General features: G+C 70.2%; 21 protein-coding genes. 7 read left to right on the top strand and 14 right to left on the bottom strand.

Annotated features, from left to right (window positions below; all coding sequences use genetic code 11):
• Positions 1-89: 89 nt before the first annotated feature.
• From ACGFML_RS29740 to ACGFML_RS29715, 6 genes are all read right to left on the bottom strand, one after another.
• Positions 90-923, bottom strand: a complete 834-nt coding sequence (locus tag ACGFML_RS29740; protein WP_393548826.1) for an ABC transporter ATP-binding protein — start codon at positions 921-923, stop codon at positions 90-92.
• A gap of 11 nt (positions 924-934) precedes the next feature.
• Entirely contained in the window at positions 935-1876 is a 942-nt protein-coding gene (locus ACGFML_RS29735; RefSeq protein WP_393548701.1) for an ABC transporter permease, read from the bottom strand.
• The gene (locus ACGFML_RS29730) at positions 1873-3261 is read right to left on the bottom strand and encodes an ABC transporter substrate-binding protein (RefSeq protein ID WP_393548700.1); all 1389 of its coding nucleotides are present in this window, start codon (positions 3259-3261) and stop codon (positions 1873-1875) included. Before ACGFML_RS29730 ends, ACGFML_RS29735 begins: the two co-directional genes overlap by 4 nt.
• A gap of 14 nt (positions 3262-3275) precedes the next feature.
• Entirely contained in the window at positions 3276-3503 is a 228-nt protein-coding gene (locus ACGFML_RS29725) for a ferredoxin family protein (protein WP_393548699.1), read from the bottom strand.
• 161 nt (positions 3504-3664) lie between these two features.
• Entirely contained in the window at positions 3665-4435 is a 771-nt protein-coding gene (locus tag ACGFML_RS29720) for a GntR family transcriptional regulator (protein ID WP_393548698.1), read from the bottom strand.
• 524 nt (positions 4436-4959) lie between these two features.
• Positions 4960-5205 carry a hypothetical protein gene (locus ACGFML_RS29715; RefSeq protein ID WP_393548834.1) on the bottom strand — a complete coding sequence of 82 codons (246 nt, stop codon included), beginning with the start codon at positions 5203-5205 and terminating at the stop codon, positions 4960-4962.
• Here ACGFML_RS29715 and ACGFML_RS29710 point away from each other — a divergent pair.
• Both ACGFML_RS29710 and ACGFML_RS29705 read left to right on the top strand, forming a co-directional pair.
• Positions 5093-6229, top strand: coding sequence for an MFS transporter (locus ACGFML_RS29710; RefSeq protein WP_393548825.1), 1137 nt, complete (start codon positions 5093-5095; stop codon positions 6227-6229). The genes ACGFML_RS29715 and ACGFML_RS29710 overlap by 113 nt on opposite strands.
• Before the next feature lie 949 nt (positions 6230-7178).
• Positions 7179-7586, top strand: a complete 408-nt coding sequence (locus tag ACGFML_RS29705) for a CAP domain-containing protein (protein ID WP_393548697.1) — start codon at positions 7179-7181, stop codon at positions 7584-7586.
• Positions 7587-7662: 76 nt separating this feature from the next.
• Here the strand turns inward: ACGFML_RS29705 and ACGFML_RS29700 are convergent, their stop codons facing one another.
• The 3 genes from ACGFML_RS29700 to ACGFML_RS29690 are packed head-to-tail and all read right to left on the bottom strand — an operon-like array spanning position 7663 to position 10482.
• Positions 7663-8886 (bottom strand): cytochrome P450, encoded by a 1224-nt coding sequence (locus ACGFML_RS29700; protein ID WP_393548696.1) that lies wholly within the window; start codon positions 8884-8886, stop codon positions 7663-7665.
• 38 nt (positions 8887-8924) lie between these two features.
• A complete protein-coding gene (locus ACGFML_RS29695) occupies positions 8925-10286 on the bottom strand; it encodes an NAD(P)/FAD-dependent oxidoreductase (protein ID WP_393548695.1) in 1362 nt (453 codons plus the stop codon).
• A complete protein-coding gene (locus ACGFML_RS29690; protein ID WP_393548694.1) occupies positions 10267-10482 on the bottom strand; it encodes a ferredoxin in 216 nt (71 codons plus the stop codon). Before ACGFML_RS29690 ends, ACGFML_RS29695 begins: the two co-directional genes overlap by 20 nt.
• Before the next feature lie 215 nt (positions 10483-10697).
• On the opposite strand from ACGFML_RS29690, the gene ACGFML_RS29685 reads away from it, so the two are divergent.
• Complete coding sequence (locus tag ACGFML_RS29685) at positions 10698-10880, top strand: hypothetical protein (RefSeq protein WP_393548693.1); 183 nt, start codon at positions 10698-10700, stop codon at positions 10878-10880.
• 786 nt (positions 10881-11666) lie between these two features.
• Here the strand turns inward: ACGFML_RS29685 and ACGFML_RS29680 are convergent.
• From ACGFML_RS29680 to ACGFML_RS29670, 3 genes are all read right to left on the bottom strand, one after another.
• Positions 11667-12245 carry a dihydrofolate reductase family protein gene (locus ACGFML_RS29680; RefSeq protein ID WP_393548692.1) on the bottom strand — a complete coding sequence of 193 codons (579 nt, stop codon included), beginning with the start codon at positions 12243-12245 and terminating at the stop codon, positions 11667-11669.
• Positions 12246-12466: 221 nt separating this feature from the next.
• Positions 12467-13252, bottom strand: a complete 786-nt coding sequence (locus tag ACGFML_RS29675) for a class II aldolase/adducin family protein (protein WP_393548691.1) — start codon at positions 13250-13252, stop codon at positions 12467-12469.
• Between the two features lie 285 nt (positions 13253-13537).
• On the bottom strand, positions 13538-14065 hold the full coding sequence (locus ACGFML_RS29670; protein WP_393548690.1) for a MarR family winged helix-turn-helix transcriptional regulator: 528 nt from the start codon (positions 14063-14065) through the stop codon (positions 13538-13540).
• An 85-nt stretch (positions 14066-14150) separates the two neighbouring features.
• On the opposite strand from ACGFML_RS29670, the gene ACGFML_RS29665 reads away from it, so the two are divergent.
• Positions 14151-14813 carry a TIGR03086 family metal-binding protein gene (locus ACGFML_RS29665; RefSeq protein WP_393548689.1) on the top strand — a complete coding sequence of 221 codons (663 nt, stop codon included), beginning with the start codon at positions 14151-14153 and terminating at the stop codon, positions 14811-14813.
• Between the two features lie 265 nt (positions 14814-15078).
• Here the strand turns inward: ACGFML_RS29665 and ACGFML_RS29660 are convergent, their stop codons facing one another.
• Positions 15079-15735 (bottom strand): TetR/AcrR family transcriptional regulator, encoded by a 657-nt coding sequence (locus tag ACGFML_RS29660; RefSeq protein WP_393548688.1) that lies wholly within the window; start codon positions 15733-15735, stop codon positions 15079-15081.
• Positions 15736-16074: 339 nt separating this feature from the next.
• Between ACGFML_RS29660 and ACGFML_RS29655 the strand changes: the two genes are divergently transcribed.
• The 3 genes from ACGFML_RS29655 (at position 16075) to ACGFML_RS29645 (ending at position 20580) form a co-directional block, all read left to right on the top strand.
• Complete coding sequence (locus tag ACGFML_RS29655) at positions 16075-17388, top strand: UDP-glucose dehydrogenase family protein (RefSeq protein ID WP_393548687.1); 1314 nt, start codon at positions 16075-16077, stop codon at positions 17386-17388.
• Between the two features lie 118 nt (positions 17389-17506).
• A complete protein-coding gene (locus ACGFML_RS29650) occupies positions 17507-18724 on the top strand; it encodes a glycosyltransferase (RefSeq protein WP_393548686.1) in 1218 nt (405 codons plus the stop codon).
• 218 nt (positions 18725-18942) lie between these two features.
• Positions 18943-20580, top strand: a complete 1638-nt coding sequence (locus ACGFML_RS29645; protein WP_393548685.1) for an MDR family MFS transporter — start codon at positions 18943-18945, stop codon at positions 20578-20580.
• Positions 20581-20712: 132 nt separating this feature from the next.
• On the opposite strand, the gene ACGFML_RS29640 is transcribed toward ACGFML_RS29645, so the two are convergent.
• A complete protein-coding gene (locus ACGFML_RS29640; RefSeq protein WP_393548684.1) occupies positions 20713-21345 on the bottom strand; it encodes a DUF6461 domain-containing protein in 633 nt (210 codons plus the stop codon).
• Between the last annotated feature and the right edge of the window lie 87 nt (positions 21346-21432).

Below are 21432 nucleotides of genomic sequence, written 5' to 3'. Positions count from 1 at the left end.
CGCGTCGGTCGCGTGCCAGGTCGGGTGGTCGCGTCGGGTACGGGGACGAGCAGGGCGGTCGCCGCTGGGCGACGGTTGCGGCCGGAAGGTCAGGAGGGCACGTGCGGGGCCGCCACTGGTTGCCCGTCGGGCTGCTCGTCGGTCCGGTCGTCCGACTGCTCGTCCGGCTGGTCGCCCAGAGAGGCGAGAACCCTCCGCCGTAGGGCGGCGGTCGCCGGGTCGTCTTGTGCCTCGCGGTCGCGCGGCCGCGGTATGCCCAGCACCTTGCCGGTGCCCAGCAGCGCGACCCGGTCGCCGAGGAACAGGGCCTCGTCCACGTCGTGGGTGACGAAGACGACGGTGGCGTGGGTGCCGCGCAGCGCCGTCACCAGCAACTGCTGCATTTCGGCGCGGGTTTGGGCGTCGAGGGCACCGAACGGTTCGTCCATCAAGGCGGCGCGTGGCCGCCCGGCCAGCGCGCGGGCCAGCTGGGCGCGCTGGCGCTGGCCGCCGGAGACGTGGTGCGGCAGCCGGCCGGCGTGCTCGGTGAGCCCGACCCGGGCCAGCCAGTCGTCGGCCCGCGCACGGCGCTCCGCGCGTGCCACTCCCCGGATGGCCAACGGGAGTTCGACGTTGGCCCGCAGGGTGCGCCAGGGCAGCAGCGCGTCCTCCTGGAAGACCAGGGCACGGTCGGCGTCCGGCCCTTCGACGGGGCTGCCGTCCTGGCTCAGCCGGCCGCCGAGCAGCGGCAGCAGACCGGCCAGGGTGCGCAGCAGGGTGGACTTGCCGCAGCCGGACGGCCCGACGACGGTGAGGATCTCGCCCGGCGCGACATCGAGGTCGAGGCCGTGCAGCACGGGGGCGCCGCGCCGGCCGAGCACGGCATCGGCGAGGGCCAGCCGTACGCCGTGTGCGGGAGGGCGCGGGCGAGCTGCGGCGGTGATGTCGATGCTGGTCACGATGGCTCTCGCTCTCGCTCTCGCTCTTGCCGGCCGGCCGTGTCGGTGCGCCGGGCGGCGTGCCGTTGCCGGCGGCCCGGATCCGAGCCCGGGCGGGTCGCGGTGCGCGGCAGCCAGCGCGTCACGCGCCGCCCCAACACCTCCACGGCCGTGGAGGTGAGCCAGCCGAGCAGTCCGATGGTGGCCATCCCGACGAAGACGCCCGGATAGTCGACGATGGTGTAGTCCTGCCAGGTGCGATAGCCCACGCCGTACTCGCCGGAGATCATCTCGGCGGAGATCACGCAGATCCACGAGACGCCGATGCCCACCGACAGCCCACCCAGGATCCCGGGCAGCGCCCCCGGCAGCACCACCGACCACAGGACCCGCCACCGGCCACCGCCCAGGGTGCGGACCGCCTCCTCCCACACGGGTGTCAGCGCCCGTACCGCGTGCCGGGTGGAGACCATGACCGGGAAGAACGCCGCGGTGAACGTGATGAAGACGATGCCCTGCTCATTGCTGGGGAACAGCAGGATCGCCACCGGCACCAGCGCGATCGCCGGTATGGGACGCAGGACCTCGAGCAGCGGGCCGAGCAGATCCGAGATGACGGGGGAGCGGGCGACGGCGGTGCCGAGGGCGATTCCGAGGACGGCCGCGAGGGCGAAGCCGCCGAGGATCCGCGTCAGGCTGTCGGTGAGGTCCTGCCAGTACGTGGGGCCGCCGAGCCGCTGAGCGAACTCGCGGGCGGTCTCGGTGACCGTCGGAAACTGCGAGAACCGCAGCCAGAAATTCACCCGGAACTGGGCGAGCGACTGCCACAGGGCGAGCGCGGCCAGAACCGAGGCCGTACGCCGCCCGTAGCGGGCCCAGGGCCGGTGGCGCCGGCCCGCTCGGTCGGGAACGGTGGCCGTCGGCGCGGTCGCCGTGCGGACGGCGACGGGCGCGCTCACCGGGCCTGCTTCCACGCGGCGGCGTAGCCCACGGTGTGCGCCCCGTGGTGGCGCCGCGTCCAAGCGGCGGCGGTGGCCGGAGTGGCGAAGGGCAGCAGCCGCGCGCCGTCGCGGACCCAGACCGACCGGTCGGCGAACCACCGGGTGCCGGTCGTCGTATCGGCCACGTACGTGGCCCGAACCGCTCCGTGGTGCGCGGCGACGAACCGCAGCAGGGCGCCCGGGCTGTCGAAGGAGTGGGTGCGGTCCTCACCCCGCAGCCACACCTCGTCGGCCGACGGATGGGCGGTGGAGCGCAGAGCCTTGGCATACCCGCTGCCGTAACTCTGCCTGAGGTAGTGGTCGTCGACGAACGAGCCGACGTCGACCGGCCCGGTCAGCTTGGCCGCCCGCAGCACCGAGACGTTCTTCTTCAGCGCGGCGACCAACTGCGGCTTGAGCGTGGGGTCGAAGGTGGCGATGCCGCCCGCGCCGTTGTAGAGGTAGACCACCTCGGGTGGCAGCCCGGTGGCTTTCGCGACCCGCTGGGCGGCGTCCACCGGGTGCGCCTGCAAAGAGCGGGTCGCGTCGCGCTGCGCGGCGAGGAACGCCTTCACCACAGCCGGATGCCGATCGGCGAACCCGCCCCGCACGGTCACGCCGTGGAAGGTGGGCAGGCCGAGCGCGCCCCCGTCGTAGAGCGCCTGTGCCTTGCCCTGGAAGGCGAGCAGTCCCGGCCAGGCGACGAACTGCGAGAGTGCGTCCACACTGCCCGACTGGAGCGCGGAAGCCCCCACGGCAGGCTGCTGGTTGAGCTTGTGGATGTCCTGCTCAGGGTCGATCCCGGCCCGCTGCAGGGCCCGTACGAGGGTGCCGTCGGAGGCCGAGCCGACGCTGCTGGAGACCTTCTTGCCCCGCAGGTCGGACAGTGCGCGCAGGCGGGAGCCGGGTGCGGTGACGATGGTGTTGAGCGCGCCACGCAGGTTGTAGCCGGTGACGGAGACCAGCCGGGTCGGGGCGCGCAGTTGCGTGCCGCGGGCGGCGTTGATGAGCAGCGGGAAGTCGCCCATCGAACCGATGTCGACCTTGCCGGCGACCATTTGTGCGGTGATCGGCGCACCGGTCGCGTAGTCCTGCCACACCACCTTGTAGGTCTTGCCGTCGCGCTTGCCCTGGGCGCGCAGTTCGCGTTCGAAGGAGCCGAGCGAGCGCAGCAGGGTGCCGGCGGTGACGGTGTTGATGGTCTTGGACTGGTAGCCGACGGTCACGGTGACGGTCTTGCCGTCCGAGGCGTCCGCGGTGGTACCGCAGGCGGTGAGCGAGGACAGCAGGGCAGTCGCGAGGACCGCGGCGAGCGCGCTGCGGCGGGCGGCGCGCGGCAGAGGAGGGTTGGGCGGGGACGGCATGGACGGGGAGCCTCTCATCGCAACAAATAGGGCATGTTGACTTCGACGGCGCCGGTCGGACAGCGAGCGGCGCACGGGCCGCAGTACCAGCACTCGTCGACGTGCATGAACGCCTTGTTGCTGGCCGGATCGATGGCGAGCGAGTCGAGCGGGCACATGTCGACGCACAGCGTGCAGCCGTCGATGCACTTGGACTCGTCGATGGTCACGGGCACGTCGGTGCGTTGGGGCGCGAGGGCCATGGCGGTCTCCGGGAGTCTGGTCGGGCGGCGGGGCATGCGTGGGGGAGGGAGAAGGGGGGAAGGGGCGTGCCGGAAGAAGTCGGAAGAAGTCGGAGGAAGCCGAAAGGAGCGGAAGGAAGCCGGAAGAAGGGGACGCACGGCGGGGCCGACGGCGGGCGGGCTCAGCGCATGCGGCGCAACAGGCCCTGCATGGTGATGCGATCCCCACGGAAGCGGATGAACTCCAAGTCGACGGGACAGCCGTCGGCGAGATGGGTGAGGCGTTCGAGCATCAGCACGGCCGCGCCGCGGGGAGCCTCCAGAACGGCGGCCGAGTGCGCATCCGCGCTCACCGCCTCAAGGGTGATCTCGGCCGTGCCCAGCGGCTGTCCGGTGGTGTCCTCGATCAGCTGGAAGACGTCGTTGTTTTCCAGATCGGCGTCGAGCAGCGGCAGGCCGACGCCCATCGGGATGTAGGTCAGGTCGAGGGACAGCGGCACCCCGTCGAGTCGACGCAGCCGTTCCACGTACAGCACTTCGCTACGCGGCGGGAGTCGCAGCCGGTCCGCCACCGGGGTCGGTGCGGCGACCGGGCTGATGGTGCGTACCTCATTGGTGACCCTGCCGTGCGAGTGCAGGGTCTCGGCGAGGCCCATCAACCGGTCGAGCCCATGCGGATACTTCTGGCAGACCACCACCGTGCCGACGCCCGGCTGGCGCTCCACGAGCTGCTCGGCGCGCAGCAGGTCGAGGGCTTGGCGGACGGTGTTGCGGGAGGCGGCGAACTCCGTGCCGATCACCTCCTCGTGCGGCAGTACGCCATGGGGAAACCGGCCCGCGAGCACCTGGTGGCGCAGCAGGTCGGCGAGCTGCCGGGCGCGGTCCGCGCGGAGCCGGCGGCGGCGTGCGGCCGCCACCGGACCCGTGTGCTGAGGGATGCGTTCGGCTGGCATGGGGTGGACCATACCGACGGGCCCACGGCAGTGGTGTTGCCGCAGTATTGCGCCACCGACAGACCCGCGTAAGGTGCCTGTGACCTGCGGGTATGAGGCCGCAGAGGCAAGATCTGCCACCGCGCCGCCCGGAGCGGAGCCGTCCGCGTCCCACGGAAGGACGGACGGCAACGCCGAGCACGCACACCTACCGGCACGGCGGCGAATACCGGCAAGAAGGCCCGCGCCGAACGTGCGGCCCGCCGGGGCGTGACGCGGTCACGGCTGCCGGCCCCGGCCGGGTTGACGGCACGTGGTCCTCGAGCATCGGCGAATGACCGGCATCCTCCTCGACATCAGGGACCTCGTCATCGCCAGCGACGATCTGGAAACGATCGGCCTCGTTCTGGGCCCGGCTCTCCCCGGGAGACCGATCGCAGCGAGTACGGGCCTCCACGCCTGGCTCGCACGCGGGCGATCCCAGAAGTCGGCTTTCTCGTCGGAAACCTGCCAGAGGATTGCTGCCATTCCTGTTGAACTGGCGCTCACACTTCATGCGATGCCCACCACAGGACGGGATTCATGTCCACAGCGACCACCATTTCCATCGAGCCCGCTGCACCCTCGGTTCGGTCACCACGGTCACCACTGATCTCTTGGCTTGCTGTCGTTTCGATAATGTGGGGAATCTTCTCGATCGTTACCACCGAAATTCTACCGATCGGCCTGCTGACCTCCATCGGTTCGAGCTTCACCCTCTCCGATGGAATGGCTGGTCTGATGATGGCCATGCCTGGTTTCCTTGCCGCGGTTTCAGCGCCCTTGGTCACCGTGGCCACCGGACGTATCGACCGTCGGTGGATGCTCGGCGCTTTCATCCTCTTACTGGCGCTGGCGAACTTCCTGGCCGCAGTCGCGTCAAGCTACTGGCTGGTCCTGATCTCCCGCGTGATGGTCGGGGTCACGATCGGCGGTTTCTGGTCCATCGGCGCCGGTCTGGCCGGTCGACTGGTGCGGCCTGAATCGGTCGGCCGGGCAACCTCGGTGATCTTCTCCGCGGTGCCTCTCGGCTCCGTGCTGGGGGTGCCGCTGGGCACTTTCATCGGAGACCTCGCAGGCTGGCGGACGGCCTTTCTCGCCATGGGCATCTTCACGCTCTGCGTCTTCGCCATGCTGCTCCTGGTGGTCCCCGCACTCCCCGCCGGGCAGGCGACCCGTCCGAACGTGCTCGGCGACATGCTCCGGACCGTCCACACCCGGTTCGCCCTGGCGATGACCTTCCTCATCGTGCTGGCCCACTTCGGTACCTACACCTATGTCACTCCGTTCCTGGAGCAGGTGACGGGCGTGAGCTCCGGTCTCATCACGGTCTATCTGCTCATCTACGGAGGGGCGGGAATCGTCGGGAATTTCCTGGGCGGATGGACTGTGTCCCGTTGTCCGCGGGCCACCTTCGCCGCAGCGGCTTCGATGATCGCCGGCGCGATCCTGCTGCTCCCCGTGCTGGGCACCTCGGCTTCTGGCGCAGTGGCATTGCTGATCGTCTGGGGTGTCGCCTACGGGGCGGTACCGGTCTGCTCGCAGACCTGGTTCGCCAAGGCCTCGCCCGACTCGGTCGAGGCGTCCGGTGTCCTGTTCACAGCGTCGTTCCAAGCGACGATCTCCTTCGGGGCGCTCGTGGGGGGAGTCGTCGTCGACCACTCCTCCCCCTCGAGGGCCATGACGCTGGGAGGTGCGGTCGCCGTCCTGGTGGTGTTGGCGGCCTGGGGCCATCACGCCAGGAAGATCTCGTGGCCCGAGGCGGCCCAGCCGTAAGGGGCCCCGTAAGAGGCCCCTTCCGTTCGCGGCATGGTCCGCCGCGTGGTTCTTCCTTCCGGCTGCGGCGGGCCGTGCCCCTGCGAATGACGCCCTCACGCCTTTGTCTTTGCGGCCGGCAGCTTCGAGCGGATGTTCAGGGCCGCCGTTCGCCGGTTGCCGTTCGCCCGGATATACGGAAGCCCGCTCGGTCCCTGTGACATCCGCCATAGCGCTTCGGTTTCAACTACGTTGCATAGTAGATGATGTGCGTACGGACATAGGGGACTTGTCCGCCTTGATAGTGGAATACCTCGAGTCAAGTGAATGGTCATTCGCTCCGCGAAGCTGACGCGTTCGCGCGAGCGACATATGAGGGCTTCTGACGGAGCGCCAGAATGTGATGTGCGCACCAGCGCCGGACAGGCATGCCACTTCATGAATGGCAAGAGCCGGCGCACCCTACTAAGGCGCCTAGTATTTGACCTTCCTTGTCTTCCTTGTCTTCCCTGGCGACGGTCCCAAGAATGGCGCCCCGCGGCGTCTCCGCAGTTCCGGAGCGGGGATGGTGCAGTGCCAGTCGCACCAAACACTCCGCAATCACCGAGTGAGGTCACGGATGAGGAAGCACCGTAAGAAGAGCCACTACCGACAGATAGCCATCGCCACTTGTGCGATAGGCGCCGTGGCCGTGCCCTCCATCGCCATGGCCTGCCGGGACGGGCAGCACGATGAGGGCAGCCGGTCCCATGAGGGGTGGAAGGGCGCGTCCCACGACCACCGGGCGGAGAAAAAGAAGGCGTGGGGGCATGAGCGGCCCGCGGGGTCCAAGCCGTCGCCGTCCACGTCCCGAAGCGCGTCTCCCAGTGCGACGAAAACCGCTGCGCCGGCCCCCACCAAGAAATCATCGCCCCCGGTGGCCACCACGAAATCCGCTGCCCCGGCGCCCACCAGGAAATCGGCATCCCCGGTGTCCACCGTGAAAGCGGCCGCCCCGGCGTCCCGCACCGCAGCTCGCGTGGTGGAGCTCGTCAACAACGAACGAAGCAAGGCCGGATGCGCACCGCTGACCGTCAATAGCGCCTTGACCAAAGCCGCGCAGAACCACAGCGAGGACATGGCGGCCCACCGGAACATGTCGCACACGGGCTCCGACGGGTCGTCCCCGGAAGACCGGATCACGAGTGCCGGCTACAACTGGAACGCCTACGGCGAGAACGTCGCCTACGGATACTCGACTCCCGAGAGCGTGATGGACGGCTGGATGTCCAGTCCCGGCCACAAGCGCAACATCCTCGACTGCTCCTTCAAGGAGATCGGTGTGGGTCTTGCCCAGCCCGGTGATTACTGGACGCAGGACTTCGGAACGGCCGGATAGCCGATACGGCCGGACTCGGGGACGGCCCCACGACTCCGGCCACGGTCGGTCCCTCCTGCCGCCGCGCCGAAGGCCCTCAGCCTCCCGCCCGTTCGAGTTCGACGAGCAGGTGGCGGGGGCCGCGCAGTACCGGGCTGCGTCGGTACGGCGGCGGATCCTCGACCAATCGGGCGTTGGCGAGGTGCTGGAGGAGTTCGGTCAGGGCGATCTGTGTCTCCAGGCGGGCGAGCGGTGCGCCGAAGCAGCTGTGGATGCCGCCGCCGAAGCCGAGGTGCTGGTTGTCCTCACGTGTCGGGTCGAAGCGGTCGGGGTCGGGGAACCGCTGCGGGTCACGGTTGCCGGAGGCGAGCGCCAGGATGAGGGGGGCGCCCTTGGGCACGGTGACGCCCGAGATCTCGATGTCGACGAGCGGGGAGCGCTGCGGCAGCATCTGGACGGGGGGCTCGTAGCGCAGTAGTTCCTCCACCGCCCTGGGCATCAACGCCGGGTCACTGCGCAGGCGGGCCAGCTCCTCGGGATGGCGCAGCAGGGTGAGGACACCGTTGGTGATCAGGTTGACGGTTGTCTCATGACCGGCGATCAGCAGCAGCACGGCTGTGGTCATGATTTCCAGCTGTGTGAGGCGCCCGGCGGGACCCTCGTCGTGGACGAACGCGGAGAGCATGTCGTCGGACGGCCGGGCACGGCGCTTCTCCGCGAGGTCGCCCAGATACAGCCCCATCGCCCTGCGGGCCTCGGACGCCGCGCGCTGCCGCTCCGTGGGGTCCTCTCCGGGGGTGGGGTCGAAACCGCCGACGATTGCGTCCGACCACAGGCGGAACTGCGGCTCGTCCTCGGTCGGCACGCCCAGGAGCCGGCAGATGACGGTGACGGGCAGCGGGTAGGCGAAGTCGTCGACGATGTCGATCCGGCCAGTTGCCGGGAAGGCGGCGACGAGGTCCTTGACGATCCGGACCATCTCGCCCTGCATGGCGTCGATCCGGCCCGGGCAGTGCGGCGGCCCGAAGGACCGCATCGCCAGGCGGCGCAGCCGGAGGTGCTCCGGGTCGTCGAGCCCGATGAAGGACGGCGGGAGCTGATCCTCCCCGTCCGCGGTCCCGGCCGGGGTGGTGCGGTTGCGGCGGTCCGAACTGATGCGTGGATCGTGGAGCAGCGCCGCGATCTCGTAGTAGGTACCGACCAGGTAGCTGCCGTCGTCCTGCCGGGCCACGCCCGCGTCACGGAGTTCGGCGTAGAGCGGATAGGGGGCCGCGCGGTTGGCGTAGTCGGTGATCCGGTGGAACAGGGTGTCCGCAGCCATGCGCGGGAGCTCCTCATCGCGTCGGAAGGGCAGTGGTCTCAGCGGGCCGGTAGCCGGGTCAGGCGCCGGTCCGGCAGATGACCTGTGAGTGCGACGGTCGGACCGTGCGAGAGCATCCTGGGATCCGGTACGTCGGAGAGGACGGGCGCCGGGGACTCGGACCGGTCGGTGGCTTCGGCCTCGGGCGGAAAGGGCGCCCCCGTCTCGATCAGGTGCTGGTAGTACTCCAGCGACTTGGCCTGGTTCACGCTCACCGCGGCCGTGACGCGTCCCCGGTATCCGTAGACGGCGACCAGTCGGGCTTCTTCGAGGGAGCCCTGGGCGATGACGACCTGGTCGGAGAAGGTGGGTACGCCGACGGACTTGATGTTGAGACCGAACTGGCTGGACCAGAAGGCCGGCACCGTCAGGTGGGGACGTCTGCGCGGTCCGGGGCTGACCATGTTGTGGGCGGCCACCTCGGCCTGTGCGACCGCGTTGCCCCAGTGCTCCAGGGACATCAGCTGGTATTCGAAGAGTGGGTGCGGGAACCGGGCCACGTCACCGGCGGCGAACACGTCGTCGGTGACGATCCCGTACATGTCGAAGGCGCGGCACCCCGCGTCGCAGGTCACCCCTCGCGGTCCCGCGGCGAGCCCCGAGTCCTCCAGCCACTCGGTATTGCGGACCGAGCCCAGGGCGACCACGGCGATGTCCGCCTCGATCCTCGTACCGTCGGAGAACTGGGCGCCGGTGAGCCGCCCGTTGCCCTCCAGCGCGGTGACCGTCACCCCGCAGCGCAGATCGACGCCGTGTGCGCGTTGCAGTCTCGTCGCGAGCGCGCCCAGCGTCCCGCCGAGTGCGCCGACCAGAGGCGCCGGCCCCCGTTCCACGACCGTCACGTCGAGACCGCGCTCCCGGCAGGCGGAGGCGATCTCCGAACCGGTGAAGCCGGCGCCGATGACCAGAACACGCCGCGGACCGGTATCGAGGCGCTCGGCGAGACGGCCCGCGTCGTCTCTCGTGCGCAAGGTGAACACCCCGTCCAAGGCCGCTTCCGCCGGGTTCGGCCAGGGACGTGCCCGGGTTCCGGTGGCAATCAGCAGCTGGTCGAAGGCGACCTCGTCCCCGTCGGCGAGGAGGACCCGCTTGCCGACCGCGTCGAGCCCGGTGGCCCGCACGCCCAGTCTCCATCGCGCGTCCACGTCTCGGCGCTGCGGCAGCCCGGTGTGGCTCGCCGGCACCACCCCGAGCAACACCTGCTTGGACAAGGGCGGCCTGTCGTACGGGGTGTGCGGCTCGTCCCCGACCAGGGTCAGTGAGCCGGTGAAACCCTCCGCGCGCAGCGTCTCGGCGGCCCGCAGCCCGGCCAGCGAGGCGCCGACGATGACGATCCGGCCGTCACGCCCTTCCCCGGGCACCGCCGCCCTCCTCACCCACGAGGATGGCCTGTACCGGACACGCGGCCGCGGCCCGCTGCACACGCTCCAGCTGATCTTCCGGAACGACCGGGGTGTACAACAGGGCCTCCTCGCCGTGCATCGTGAACACCTGGGGCGCGAGGAAGGCGCATTGCGCGTAGCCCTGACAGCGGTTGAGGTCGACGACGACGTTCATACCGAGCCGCTCCTCTCACCGTCACATCCGTCATATCCGTCACATCCGTCATATCCGCCTGTCTGGCAACCCCAGTCCTACTGCGGGGCGCGGCCGGGTGCAGGCCGGGTTCGTCCGTCGGAGGGTGTACGGGGAGTGAGCAGCGGTCAGGGGCTCCGGAAGCGATGGCCGACGCGCTGACGAGGAAGAATTCCTGGCGCGGACAGGGGCGACGCATGATGCGCGGAGTGGGCCGCCTGGTGCAGACCGACAGGCCCTTCGACATGACCTGCATCACCGTGGTGACCGTCACCGACGGCCTCATCACGCACTACCGCGACTACTGGCTCCCGCCGTCCTGCACGACGCAACGGGTGACTTCACGGGGAGCGACCTGGCGACGTTCGACGAAGCCCTGAGCGGCACGGACCGGGTCCACCTGATCCCACCACCGGCCTTCCCGGAGTCGGGCGCCGTCATGCTGCCCTTCCTCGAACGGGCCCGTACATCCGGCGTGCGCCGCGGTGCCGCTCGGCTCCACGGCGATCCCGCCGGCGGCCCGGCCACAGGTCAGGTGCACCAGACCCACCGCGCAGCTTCCGCGCGTTCGCGGAACGCGAGGTGCCGGGAAGCGGGGGCATCTCCTCGACGCCGGCCGGTTCGAGCTCGGGGCGGGGGCCATCGTGGTGATGGCCTGTTGGGGGGCGCCCCGGCCCGACCGCCGGCGCCGCAGGAGGGCGACCGGCGGTGTCAGAGACCGATCCCGAGGACGCTCCAATCAGCCGGAGTTCCACGGTCCGTGAGGATGCCGCTCAGAGGTGTCTTGAGGTGGGGCTCGATCGGGATTTCGCCCCCGGGCGCGGCGACAGCCTGTGCCGACGCAGGGGCGAGAAGCACGGTCGCAAGCGCGAGACCGGAGAGTGCACGACACATGTTTGTCATGTCATGACAACGAGCCGACGACAGCGTCGTCACCCTTCGGTGCCCGACGCAGGCCGGTTGGACCATCGGCTCGGATCTGCTGAGTACCGGCATGTCCCGGACGGATACCGGCATGTCCCGGACGGAGGCGCCTGCATCGCAGCGTGCACGGCAGCCTGGCCGGCCCGAGGGCCGCCGTGCAGCAGCGCGCACGCACCCGAGAGGTGCCGTCGGTCCGGCTCGGGGCCCCTCTGTGATCCGCCTGCTGACCGTGGACAACCGTGTCAGTCGCGCTTGGCGTAGGTCATGATCGCGACGCCGCTGTCGAAGACCTGGCCCGCGACCGCGTGGTAACGCTGCGGAGAGTAGGCCGAGTCGAAGAGCGGGATACCCGAGCCGATCACGACAGGGTTGATCTTCACGATGAGCTCGTCGATCTCGTCCCGGAGTGCGGCAGCGAGCTTGCCACCGCCGCAGAGCCACATGTCCAGCCCCTCCTCCGTCTTGAGCGCCCGCACGAACTCCAAGGGGTCCCCGGCGACGAGTTCCACTGCGGGATCCGGGACGCTCACCAAGCTGGTGGATATGACGTGCTGGCGCAAATGACCGTAGGGGCTGGTGGCACCGTCACGCAGGCCGCGCTCGTAGGTACCGCGGCCCATCAGCACAGTGTCGAACCGCCGGTTCTCGGTCTCGGCGAGTCCCGGAACGAGGTGCCGATAGGCCGTCGGAATCGTCTCCGGCATCTGCGCCAGCACCCATGCCCCGTGGTCTTCCCCTTCGACGAACATCGTGTGCTCGGAGTCAGGGGACGCTATGAACCCGTCCAGCGTCGCGGCGACGAAGTAAGTGAGTTTGCGCATGGTGTGGCCCTTCACGGAGTTGATCAGGAAGCCTGACCAACCGTATCGGCAGTACCGGATGTCGGGCGGATGATCCGGACGAAGGGCCCTGGGTGTGCTTCTCCGCCGTCCGGGTGCCTTTCCGCCGTATGTGCCGGTGGGCCCCGGCCAGGCACCCGGTCCGGGACGGTCGGGGGACCGCGAACCGTCTGCTGCGACGACCTGTCCACGCGGGCATGCGGTCAGTTGACGTGGTCGGGGGCGATGCGCTCGGCCAGGCGGAGGAGGGCGGACCAGGCCAGGTCGTGGGCGCCGTCGTCCTGGAGGTCTGCTTCGGCGGTGCCGGTGAGCTGCTGGGCGGCGTATTCGCACACCTCGGCCGGCGGCATGGTGAGCGGGGTGCCGGCGGCCTGGGCGGTCACCTGGATCTCGCATGCCTTCTCGAGGTAGTACATGCGCAGGAACGCCTCGGCGGCTGATCCGCCGACGGTCAACAGGCCGTGGTTGCGCAGGATGAGTGCGGGGTGGGCGCCCAGGTCGGCGACGAGGCGCCGTTGTTCGTCGAGGTTGAGGGCGACGCCCTCGTAGTCGTGATAGCCGATCCGGCGGTGGAACTCCATGCCCATCTGGTTGAGCGGCAGCAGTCCTTGGGTTTGGGCTGCCACGGCGCATCCGGCCTTGGTGTGGGTGTGCAGGACGCATCGCGCGTCGGGGCGGGCCGCGTGGATGGCGCTGTGGATGACGAAGCCTGCCGGGTTCACGCGATGCGGGGTGGGTTCCACCGGGTTGCCGGACAGATCGATCTTGACGAGGTCGGAGGCGGTGATCTCCTCGAACAGCAAGCCGTAGGGGTTGATCAGGAAGTGGTGATCGGGCCCGGGCAGCCGTAGCGAGATGTGCGTGAAGATCAGGTCGGTCATCCGGTAGTGGGCCACGAGCCGGTAGACCGCGGCGAGTTCGCGACGCAGCCGCCGTTCCTCGTCGACGGTGGTCGGCGGCTGGTCGGCGGGGGCCGGCAGGTCGGTCACGGGTGGACTCCTTCGATGACGGGCGTGAGCGGGCGGCCGGTGCGGTACCAGCTGACGACGTTCTGGGCGGGGCGCCGTACGTATGCCTGCCGGCTGGCGTCGGACAGGAAGGCGGAGTGCGGGGAGAGGTCTGACGCGGAAGGCGAAGACGGACCGTGCGTGGCGTTGGACCGAGCGTGGCGTTGCCGAGGAGCGCCCACCACGACCGACACCCATCGAGGCAGCGGCCTACGGCGGGCCGGGCCGAGTACGACGATGGACCGGCCCACGCCCGTCAGACAGCCCTCAGGCTCCGCCTCTTCGGTCGGCGCCGCGTCCCGGTGAGGATTGCGGTGGCCCCTGGCCGAGCTTCAGTTCCGGCAGCGTGGACAGTGCCCGCAGTCCTGTGAGGAAGCCGGCGCGGTCGGCGGCCGGCAGCTGGGTGAGCAGCCGCTCCTCGCCCAGCTGGATCGCAGCCTGCACCGTGTCCCGCAGTAGTCGGCCCTCAGCGGTGAGCGACAGCAGGCGTACCCGTCGGTCTGCGGGATCCGGCTGCCGGCAGATCAGCTCTCGTCGTTCCAGGTCGTCGAGGACGGCGATGATGCGGGTCTTGTCCGCCCGGATGGCCTCGGCCAGCGCTGCTTGAGTGCGGATCGGTGTCTCGTCGAGGTGCAGCAGCACCGAGTACGCCCACATCGTCAGACCGTGCGCATCGAGGATCGGCTGCTCGGCTGCCATGAGTGCACGACCCAGCGGCACGATCATCGCCGCCAGATCGGGGCGAGTGGGCCGCCCCCCGGATGTGGTGCCGCTGTCGGCTGCGTTCTCGGCCATGGTCAAGAAAATACCCGTTGACAATTCATGTGCTCAAGCAGATCGTAAGCATATGCATACTAATAACGAGCCATCCACACCGCACGTGGACTTCGCGCACCTCCGTCGCCTCAACGCCCGGGCGGTCCGGGACAGCGTGACCCTGGTGCGCCGGTTGACCCCCGGTGACCTCCTCAGGCCAACCCCCTGCTCGGCGTGGACACTGGCCGACCTGCTCGCCCATATGACGGCCCAGCACAACGGGTTCGCGGCGGCGGCGCTCGGTCACGGGCAGGACCTGTCGCACTGGTCGGTCGAACCGCTCGGCGAGGATCCCGTCGCGCAATACCGCGACGCGGCCGAACGCGTCATCGCCGCATTCGCGACCGTGGAGAGCCCCGATCGCGCGTTCGCACTCCCCGAATTCACCCGCGCTCGGACGTTCCCCGCTGCCCGCGCGATCGGCTTTCACCTCATCGACTACGTGGTGCACAGCTGGGATGTCGCCCGGGCCCTGGATATCGCGTACGCACCCGGCTCCGAGCTCCTTGAGGCCGCACTGCCGATAGCTCGCGCCGTCCCGGACGGCGACTTCCGGCTGGCCCCGGACAGCGCCTTCCGGCCGGCGCTGGCCGCGGGCGCGGACACCGGCACACTGGAGAAGATCCTGGCCGCTCTCGGCCGTTCGCCGGACTGGCGCACCCCCCTCCTCCACGGCAACCACGCCGGCCCGGAGCGGGGCGCGGCGGGGCGCGACACCCCGTGCTGAGGTCCTTTCGGACGCACTGAGGCGCCCGGCAGGGCGGGGGAGCGCCCCGTGTCGCCACCGCGCATCCGGTGGCGAACGCATCGCGGCAGCGCTCTGCGGCTCCTCCGCGGCCCTTCCCCGGCCCGTGCCGCGCCCCGGGACGCGGCACCGAGCGAACGTCGCGCGGCGTCCCCCCCACCCATTGCCTTTGAGCCAGTCCTCGACGGCCGGGCCGGTCGGCAAACCGGTCGGCAGACGGGTCGGCAACCCGGCCGGCCCGGTGGCGTCAGCCGGTCCACGAGGGCGAAATGCCGCAGCAGCTCTCCCTTCCGCCGGGGGAGGGGACCTCGCCGAGCAGGGAGGTGATGCCCGCGTGCAGATGCTCGCGCAGCGTGTCCTCGGAGGCGGCGTCGAGGGCGGGAGTGCGGAACGCTTTGCACAGCAGGCTGGTCCCGAGCAGCCACGCGGCCAGCAACTCCGCCCGCACCTGTGCGTCGGGCCCCTCCAGGCGTGCCGCGAAGCGCTCGGTGAACACCTCGGTGACTTCGTCGCGGAAGCGGTCCACCGCCTCCCCGCGGCTCGACGAGCGCAGTACGGACAGCACCGGGTGCGGAACCTCGTCGTCCTTGGGGCGGTGGGTGACGAAGTCGCAGATCCAGGCGGGAACCTCCTCCAGCGGGATCTCCAACAGGGGGTCGAACAGCGCGATGTTGGTCGACACCAGCTGAAACAAGGCGTCCTTGGAGCCGAAGTAGCGGTAGACGAGCGCGGCGTCCACCCCCGCGTCCCGGGCGATGTCCCGGACGCTGGCGCCGTCGTACCCGTACCGGCCGAACCGCACGGCTGCTGCTTCGAGGAGGGCCGAGCGTGTGCTCGCCGCGCCGTGCTCGCGGGCTCGTGGCGGATGCATCGCGGTCTCTTCCTGCTCAGTTGATGTGTTCACCTGTCGTACCTCTGCTCGGTTCGTAGTCCAACGGCTCATGGTCCTGCGTCCGGACGCTGTCCGGAAGTCATCGGTCGTTGTCACCGGTCGTTGACCAACTCTCGGGGTGGTGGCTTATGTTCGTGAAACGGGCGGTCATTCGAATGATCGCTCCCCTGTTCCCCGGCCCGGACGACGGAGTCCGGCCGTACCCGTCGACGCCGCGGCGACTGTGCCGCGACGCCGCAGCATCGGGGACCGGCACCCGCCGGCCCCCACACCCCACCCACGGCGCGGACCCACGACGGGCCGGGCCGGGGCCGCCCACCCAGGACCCCACGGTAGGAATGGTGATCTCCAGTGCCCGCACGTCACGTCGCCGTCATCGGAACCGGCTACGTCGGACTGACCACCGGCGCCTGTCTGGCGTCCCTCGGCCACCACGTCGTCTGTGCGGACGCCGACCCGCACAAGGTCGGACGGCTCCAGCAGGCCCAGGTCGACATCCTGGAACCCGGACTGCCCGAACTCGTGGCGGAAGGTCTCGACTCGGGACGGCTGCGCTTCGTCCAGGACACCGCGGGAGCGGCCGCCGCAGCGGACACCGTCTTCCTCTGCCTGCCCACCCCCATGGGCGCCGGAGGGGCGGCGGACCTGGCCGCCGTGGAGTCCGTCGCCGCCGAGATCCGCCCCGTCCTGACACGGGGCTGCGCGGTGGTGAACAAGTCCACCGTGCCCGTCGGCACCGCCGAGCGCGTCACGGACCTGCTCGGTCGCCCGGACGTGACCGTCGTCAGCAACCCGGAGTTCCTCCGTGAAGGCCGCGCCGTCCACGACTTCCTGCACCCCGACCGCATCGTGGTCGGATCGGACGACCCGGACGCCGCGGAGCGTGTCGCCGGGCTCTACGCGGCGCTCGACGCGCCCGTGGTGCTCACCGACACCGCCAGCGCCGAACTCACCAAATACGCGGCGAACTTCTTCCTCGCCATGAAGCTCTCCTTCGCCAACAACCTGGCCACCGTGTGCGAGCGCTTCGACGCCGACATCGAAGCCGTCACCGTCGGCATCGGCCACGACCCCCGCATCGGCGGCGCGTTCCTGCGTCCAGGACCCGGCTGGGGTGGCTCCTGTCTCCCCAAGGACACCCACGCACTGCTGACCGTCTGCGAGCAGGCGGGCGTGGAGTTCCCGCTGCTGCGCGCCACCATCGAGACCAACGTCGAACACCAGCGGCAGCTCGTCGAGCGTGTCGCGGCGGGCTGCGCCGGCCCGGACGGGTCGCTGCGCGGCGTCCGCCTCGCCCTGCTCGGACTCGCCTTCAAGGCGGGCACCTCCGATCTGCGTGACTCCCCGGCCCTGGCCATCGCCCGCCAACTGCGGGAACGAGGCGCCGAGTTGTGCGCCTACGATCCGGCCCTCAGCGAGACCCGGCCCGACCTCAGCGACCTGCTCACGCTCGTCGACGACCCGGCGGAGGCCGCAGCGGGCGCGGCCGGATGCGTCGTCCTCACCGAATGGCCTCAGTTCCACGACCTGGACTGGCACGCCATCGCCGAGCAGTTGCGCGGCTCCGTCGTCTACGACTTCCGCAACGTCCTCGACCCCGGCCGGCTCGCGGAGGCGGGACTGGCCTGGCAGGGCATCGGCCGCACACTCAGCATGACCGGCTGACCCGCATCCCCGACGCCGCGACCCCTCCGCACCCTCTCCGCGGTTCCGCGTCACGCCGCACCTGACACGGCCCGCCGTACCAGCCACACCATCGATGACCGAAAAGGAAGGCCCCCTCATGCGGGTTCTGTGCACCACCCTCGGCAGCCCCTCACACGGGCGTGCCCAACTGCCCGTTCTCCGGGCGCTCGCAGCCGCCGGCCATGACGTTCTTGTCGCGACCACACCGAGTCTCGCCTCGGTGTTCCAGTACGACGACGTCCGCGTCCTCACCTGCTTGCCGGACTTCACTCCCAGCACCTTCGGGCCCGGCATGGCCGAACTCATGGAGCGCACCGACCTCGACGACGAGCAGCGCCAGCAACTGATGCAGCGCCTTCTGGCCGAGGGCATCTCCGGCCCGCTGGCCAGGAAGCTGCTGGAAATCCTCCGCCCCGTGGTCGAGGACTTCCGCCCCGACCTCGCGCTGCGCGACGGAATGGACTTCAGCACCGTTCTGCTGGCCGAGAAGCTCGGCATACCCCAGCTGCCGACGCCCTCCGGCGCCAGCAACACCCTCGACCCCGCCCACACCGTGGAGAGCCTCAACACGCTCCGCGGTGAACTCTCCCTGCCCACCGTCGACGACCCCCTTGCGATCGCCGCGCACGGCCGCATCGACTACGTGCCCCCGGCCTTCTCCTACACCCGGCACCTGCCCGGCTCGCTGGCGTACCGGCAGACGGTCAACGTGGAACGCACCTCCGTACTGCCGCCGTGGGTGGCCGAGTTGCCCACCGACCGGCCCCTGGTGTTCGCGGCGATGGGCACCGCACTTCCCGAGATGCACAAGAGGATGGGGGACGGTGGCCAGTCGGCCAAGATACCCGTGCACGCTCCCGATCCCGCCCAGACGCTGAAGGCGATCACCGAGGCCGCGGCCGCCCTCGACGACTGCACCGTCGTCGTCGCGACCGCCGGCATCCCGGTCGACGGCACCGGACTGCCCCCGCACGTCCACCTCACCGAACGGCTCCCGCAGCCCATCCTGTTGGAGACCGTCGACCTCTTCCTCACGCACGGCGGCTTCAACAGCGTGCGCGAGTCGCTGCGTACGGCCACGCCCACGGCCGTGCTGCCGCAGTTCGGCGACCAGTTCCTGAACGCGCGCCGGACCCAGGAGCTCGGCCTCGGCCGGGAGATCACCGACCGTTCGCCCGAGGGCATCGCCGCCGTGTGCCGCGACGTGCTTGCCGACACCGCCGTTCACGCGCAGACGCGCCGGGCGCGGCTGGCGATGCTCGCCCTTCCCGAGGTCGAGAGCGCCGTCGCCGATCTGGAGAAGCTGGCGGGCTGACCCGCCGTCCACCGACCGCCCCGGGCCGGACCGCCACCGCGGTCGGCCTGGGGGCCCGGCCCAGGCCCCCAGGCCCCCGGGCCCCGCCGCTCCCCGGTCCGGCGGGCATCCGCCGTTCTCAACACCTCGCCCCCCAATGGTGTTGCCCACCGTCTCACCCCCGGCCCTCAGGCCCGGATGCCAAGCGCTCTCGCCCCAGCAACCCCCAAGGAACCGACGTGACGTCATCGGACGCGCTCGCACGCGAGCCCGCGGACACCCCAACCGCCGACACCGGCCGCCCGGCCCGGCTCACGCACCGGCAGATCACCGTGGTGCTGTCCGGTCTGATGCTCGGCATGTTCCTCGGCGCGCTCGACCAGACCGTGGTGTCCTCGGCGCTCCGCACCATCGCCGACGACCTGCACGGCCTGACCGCGCAGGCGTGGGTGACCACCGCGTACCTGGTCACCGGCACCATCGCCACACCCTTGTACGGCAAGCTGTCCGACATCTACGGGCGCCGCATCATCTACCTCGTCGCGATCCTCTTCTTCGCCGCCGGGTCGCTGCTGTGCGGCTTCGCCGGATCCATCCACCAGCTGGCCGCCTTCCGGGCCGTGCAGGGGCTGGGCGGCGGCGGTCTGATGTCCCTGGCCATGACGATCATCGCCGACATCACCTCCCCCCGCCAACGCGGCCGCTACCAGGGCTGGTTCATGGCCGTGTTCGCCGGGTCCAGCATCGTCGGCCCGGTGATCGGCGGGCTGTTCGCCGGCCACGACACACTGCTGGGCACCGACGGGTGGCGATGGATCTTCCTGATCAACCTGCCCATGGCGGCCGTTGCCCTCACCGTCATCATGCGTGTGCTGCGCCGCGTGCCGCACCAGCCCGTTCGGCACCGCCTCGACTACGGCGGCGCCGCCGCGCTCGCCGTCGGCGTCGTACCCCTGCTGACCGTCGCCGAACAGGGCCGCAGCTGGGGCTGGTCCTCGGCGCCCGCGCTGACCATGTACGCGGTCGGCGCCGTCGGACTCGTCGCGTTCCTCCTGATCGAGCGCCGGATGGGGGAGGCCGCGCTGCTCCCTCTCCGGCTCTTCCGCACGCGTTCCTTCCGGCTCGGTACCGTGCTCCACTTCATCGTCGGCATCGGCATGTTCGGCGCCATGACGACGCTCCCGCTCTACCTCCAGCTCGTGCAAGGCATGAGTCCCATGACCGCCGGGCTCGCCATGCTGCCCACCATGGCCGCGAACGTCGCGGTCACCCTGGTCGTCGGCCGCCTCATATCCCGCACCGGCAACTTCAAGGTCCATCTGGTGACCGGCGTCGTCTGCATCACGGCCGCCATGCTGGCGTACGCCACCCTGCGCGCCGACAGCCCCATGTGGCACGTCTCCATCGGCATGCTCTTCATGGGCGCGGGGCTCGGCGCGTCGATGCAGACCATGACCACGTTGGCCCAGTCGGAGGTCCCCGGTCGCGATATGGGCGCCGCCACCGCCTCGGTGAACTTCTTCCGTTCCAACGGCGGGACCGTCGGCGCCGCCGCCTTCCTCTCCATCCTCTTCTCCCTCGCCGGCTCACGTATCACCGATCGCCTGGCCACCACGCTCCAGCAGCCGCACCTGCGCGACCTCGCCGAACAGCATCGCAACGCGGACGCGCTGAAGGGCGTGCTGGGCCCGGGCGGCACCGTGAACCTGGAGGACTCCGCGTTCCTCCACACCCTCGATGCCCGTCTCGCACGGCCCTTCCTGGAGGGCTACGTCAGTGCCATGCAGGTCGTCTTCCTCACCGGCGCGGCCGTCACCCTCATCGCCGTCGTGATCGCCGCCTGGCGCGTACCGAACCTCAAGCTCTCGGACGACTGAGCCGCCGGCAGCCCGCACACCACGGACACCGGCCTCCGGCGCACCGCTGACGCTCAGCCTGCCCGCCGCCACGCACAAGGACGACAACGCCTCGGCCATCTATCGGCAGAGCTCATCGAGCTTTCCCGATCTTTACCTGACTTCAAGAGGGTTTGAGGCCCGGGCGAGGACGCCGCCGGTCCAGGAGCCCTCGAAGTCGGCTGCGGTGAGAGTGACGCCGGTCAGGACGCGTACGGCGAGGACGAGGCAGCCATCGGGCTCTTCGGTGTCGGCTTCGCCGGTGGGTTCGCAGTCGTCGGAGGCGTCGAAGCCGACCGCGGTGAGGGAGCCGACGACGGGGTGGGTGGTGTCCACGCTGCCGGAGGGGCCGCCGAAGTAGCCGCCGGACAGTTCGAGGTGGCCGAGGATGGCGCCGTCGTGGGCGATGGTGGCCGTATCCGTGTCGGGGTCGCGGTAGGCGCTGATCGCGGTGCGGCCGTCGGCGGCGAGGGTGCGCAGGACATCGTTGTTGAAGCCGATCCAGCTGTCGGATTCGATGGTGAGGATCCAGCCGCCGGGCATTTCGCGGCCGAGGATGAAGGCGCCTTCGCCCTGGTGCTCTTGAAGGAAGTCTGCGGCCCGGCTCACGCCCTCGGGGCAGGGGACGGGGTCGGCGACACCCATGAGGTGGAGGGTCTCGGTGAGGGGGTGGGGGGCGAGGGTTACGCACCAGCCTTCGCCGAACATCTCGTCCAGGTCCAGGTCCAGGTCCAGGTCCAGGTCCATGGCGTGGGGCCTTTCTGCTCGGGTCGTCGGTCATTGAAGGGAGCCCGCAAGGGCTTCTCCTGGAAGGACTGCCGCGACCTGCTCGTG

The sequence above is a fragment of the Streptomyces sp. NPDC048650 genome (genome assembly GCF_043199095.1).
GTDB lineage: Bacteria > Actinomycetota > Actinomycetes > Streptomycetales > Streptomycetaceae > Streptomyces.
Note: the sequence above shows the minus strand (reverse complement) of the source record. Positions and strands in the feature narration are given on the sequence as shown.

Coding starts and splice junctions, on each gene's coding strand:
- ACGFML_RS29700 (WP_393548696.1), bottom strand. CDS start 8,886: ATGGCTGCGGACACCCTGTTCCACCGGATCACCGACTACGCCAACCGC.
- ACGFML_RS29650 (WP_393548686.1), top strand. CDS start 17,507: ATGCGGGTTCTGTGCACCACCCTCGGCAGCCCCTCACACGGGCGTGCC.
- ACGFML_RS29680 (WP_393548692.1), bottom strand. CDS start 12,245: ATGCGCAAACTCACTTACTTCGTCGCCGCGACGCTGGACGGGTTCATA.
- ACGFML_RS29670 (WP_393548690.1), bottom strand. CDS start 14,065: ATGGCCGAGAACGCAGCCGACAGCGGCACCACATCCGGGGGGCGGCCC.
- ACGFML_RS29640 (WP_393548684.1), bottom strand. CDS start 21,345: ATGGACCTGGACCTGGACCTGGACCTGGACCTGGACGAGATGTTCGGC.
- ACGFML_RS29685 (WP_393548693.1), top strand. CDS start 10,698: ATGATGCGCGGAGTGGGCCGCCTGGTGCAGACCGACAGGCCCTTCGAC.
- ACGFML_RS29730 (WP_393548700.1), bottom strand. CDS start 3,261: ATGCCGTCCCCGCCCAACCCTCCTCTGCCGCGCGCCGCCCGCCGCAGC.
- ACGFML_RS29720 (WP_393548698.1), bottom strand. CDS start 4,435: ATGCCAGCCGAACGCATCCCTCAGCACACGGGTCCGGTGGCGGCCGCA.
- ACGFML_RS29690 (WP_393548694.1), bottom strand. CDS start 10,482: ATGAACGTCGTCGTCGACCTCAACCGCTGTCAGGGCTACGCGCAATGC.
- ACGFML_RS29715 (WP_393548834.1), bottom strand. CDS start 5,205: ATGGCCATCATCAGACCAGCCATTCCATCGGAGAGGGTGAAGCTCGAA.
- ACGFML_RS29710 (WP_393548825.1), top strand. CDS start 5,093: ATGTGGGGAATCTTCTCGATCGTTACCACCGAAATTCTACCGATCGGC.
- ACGFML_RS29725 (WP_393548699.1), bottom strand. CDS start 3,503: ATGGCCCTCGCGCCCCAACGCACCGACGTGCCCGTGACCATCGACGAG.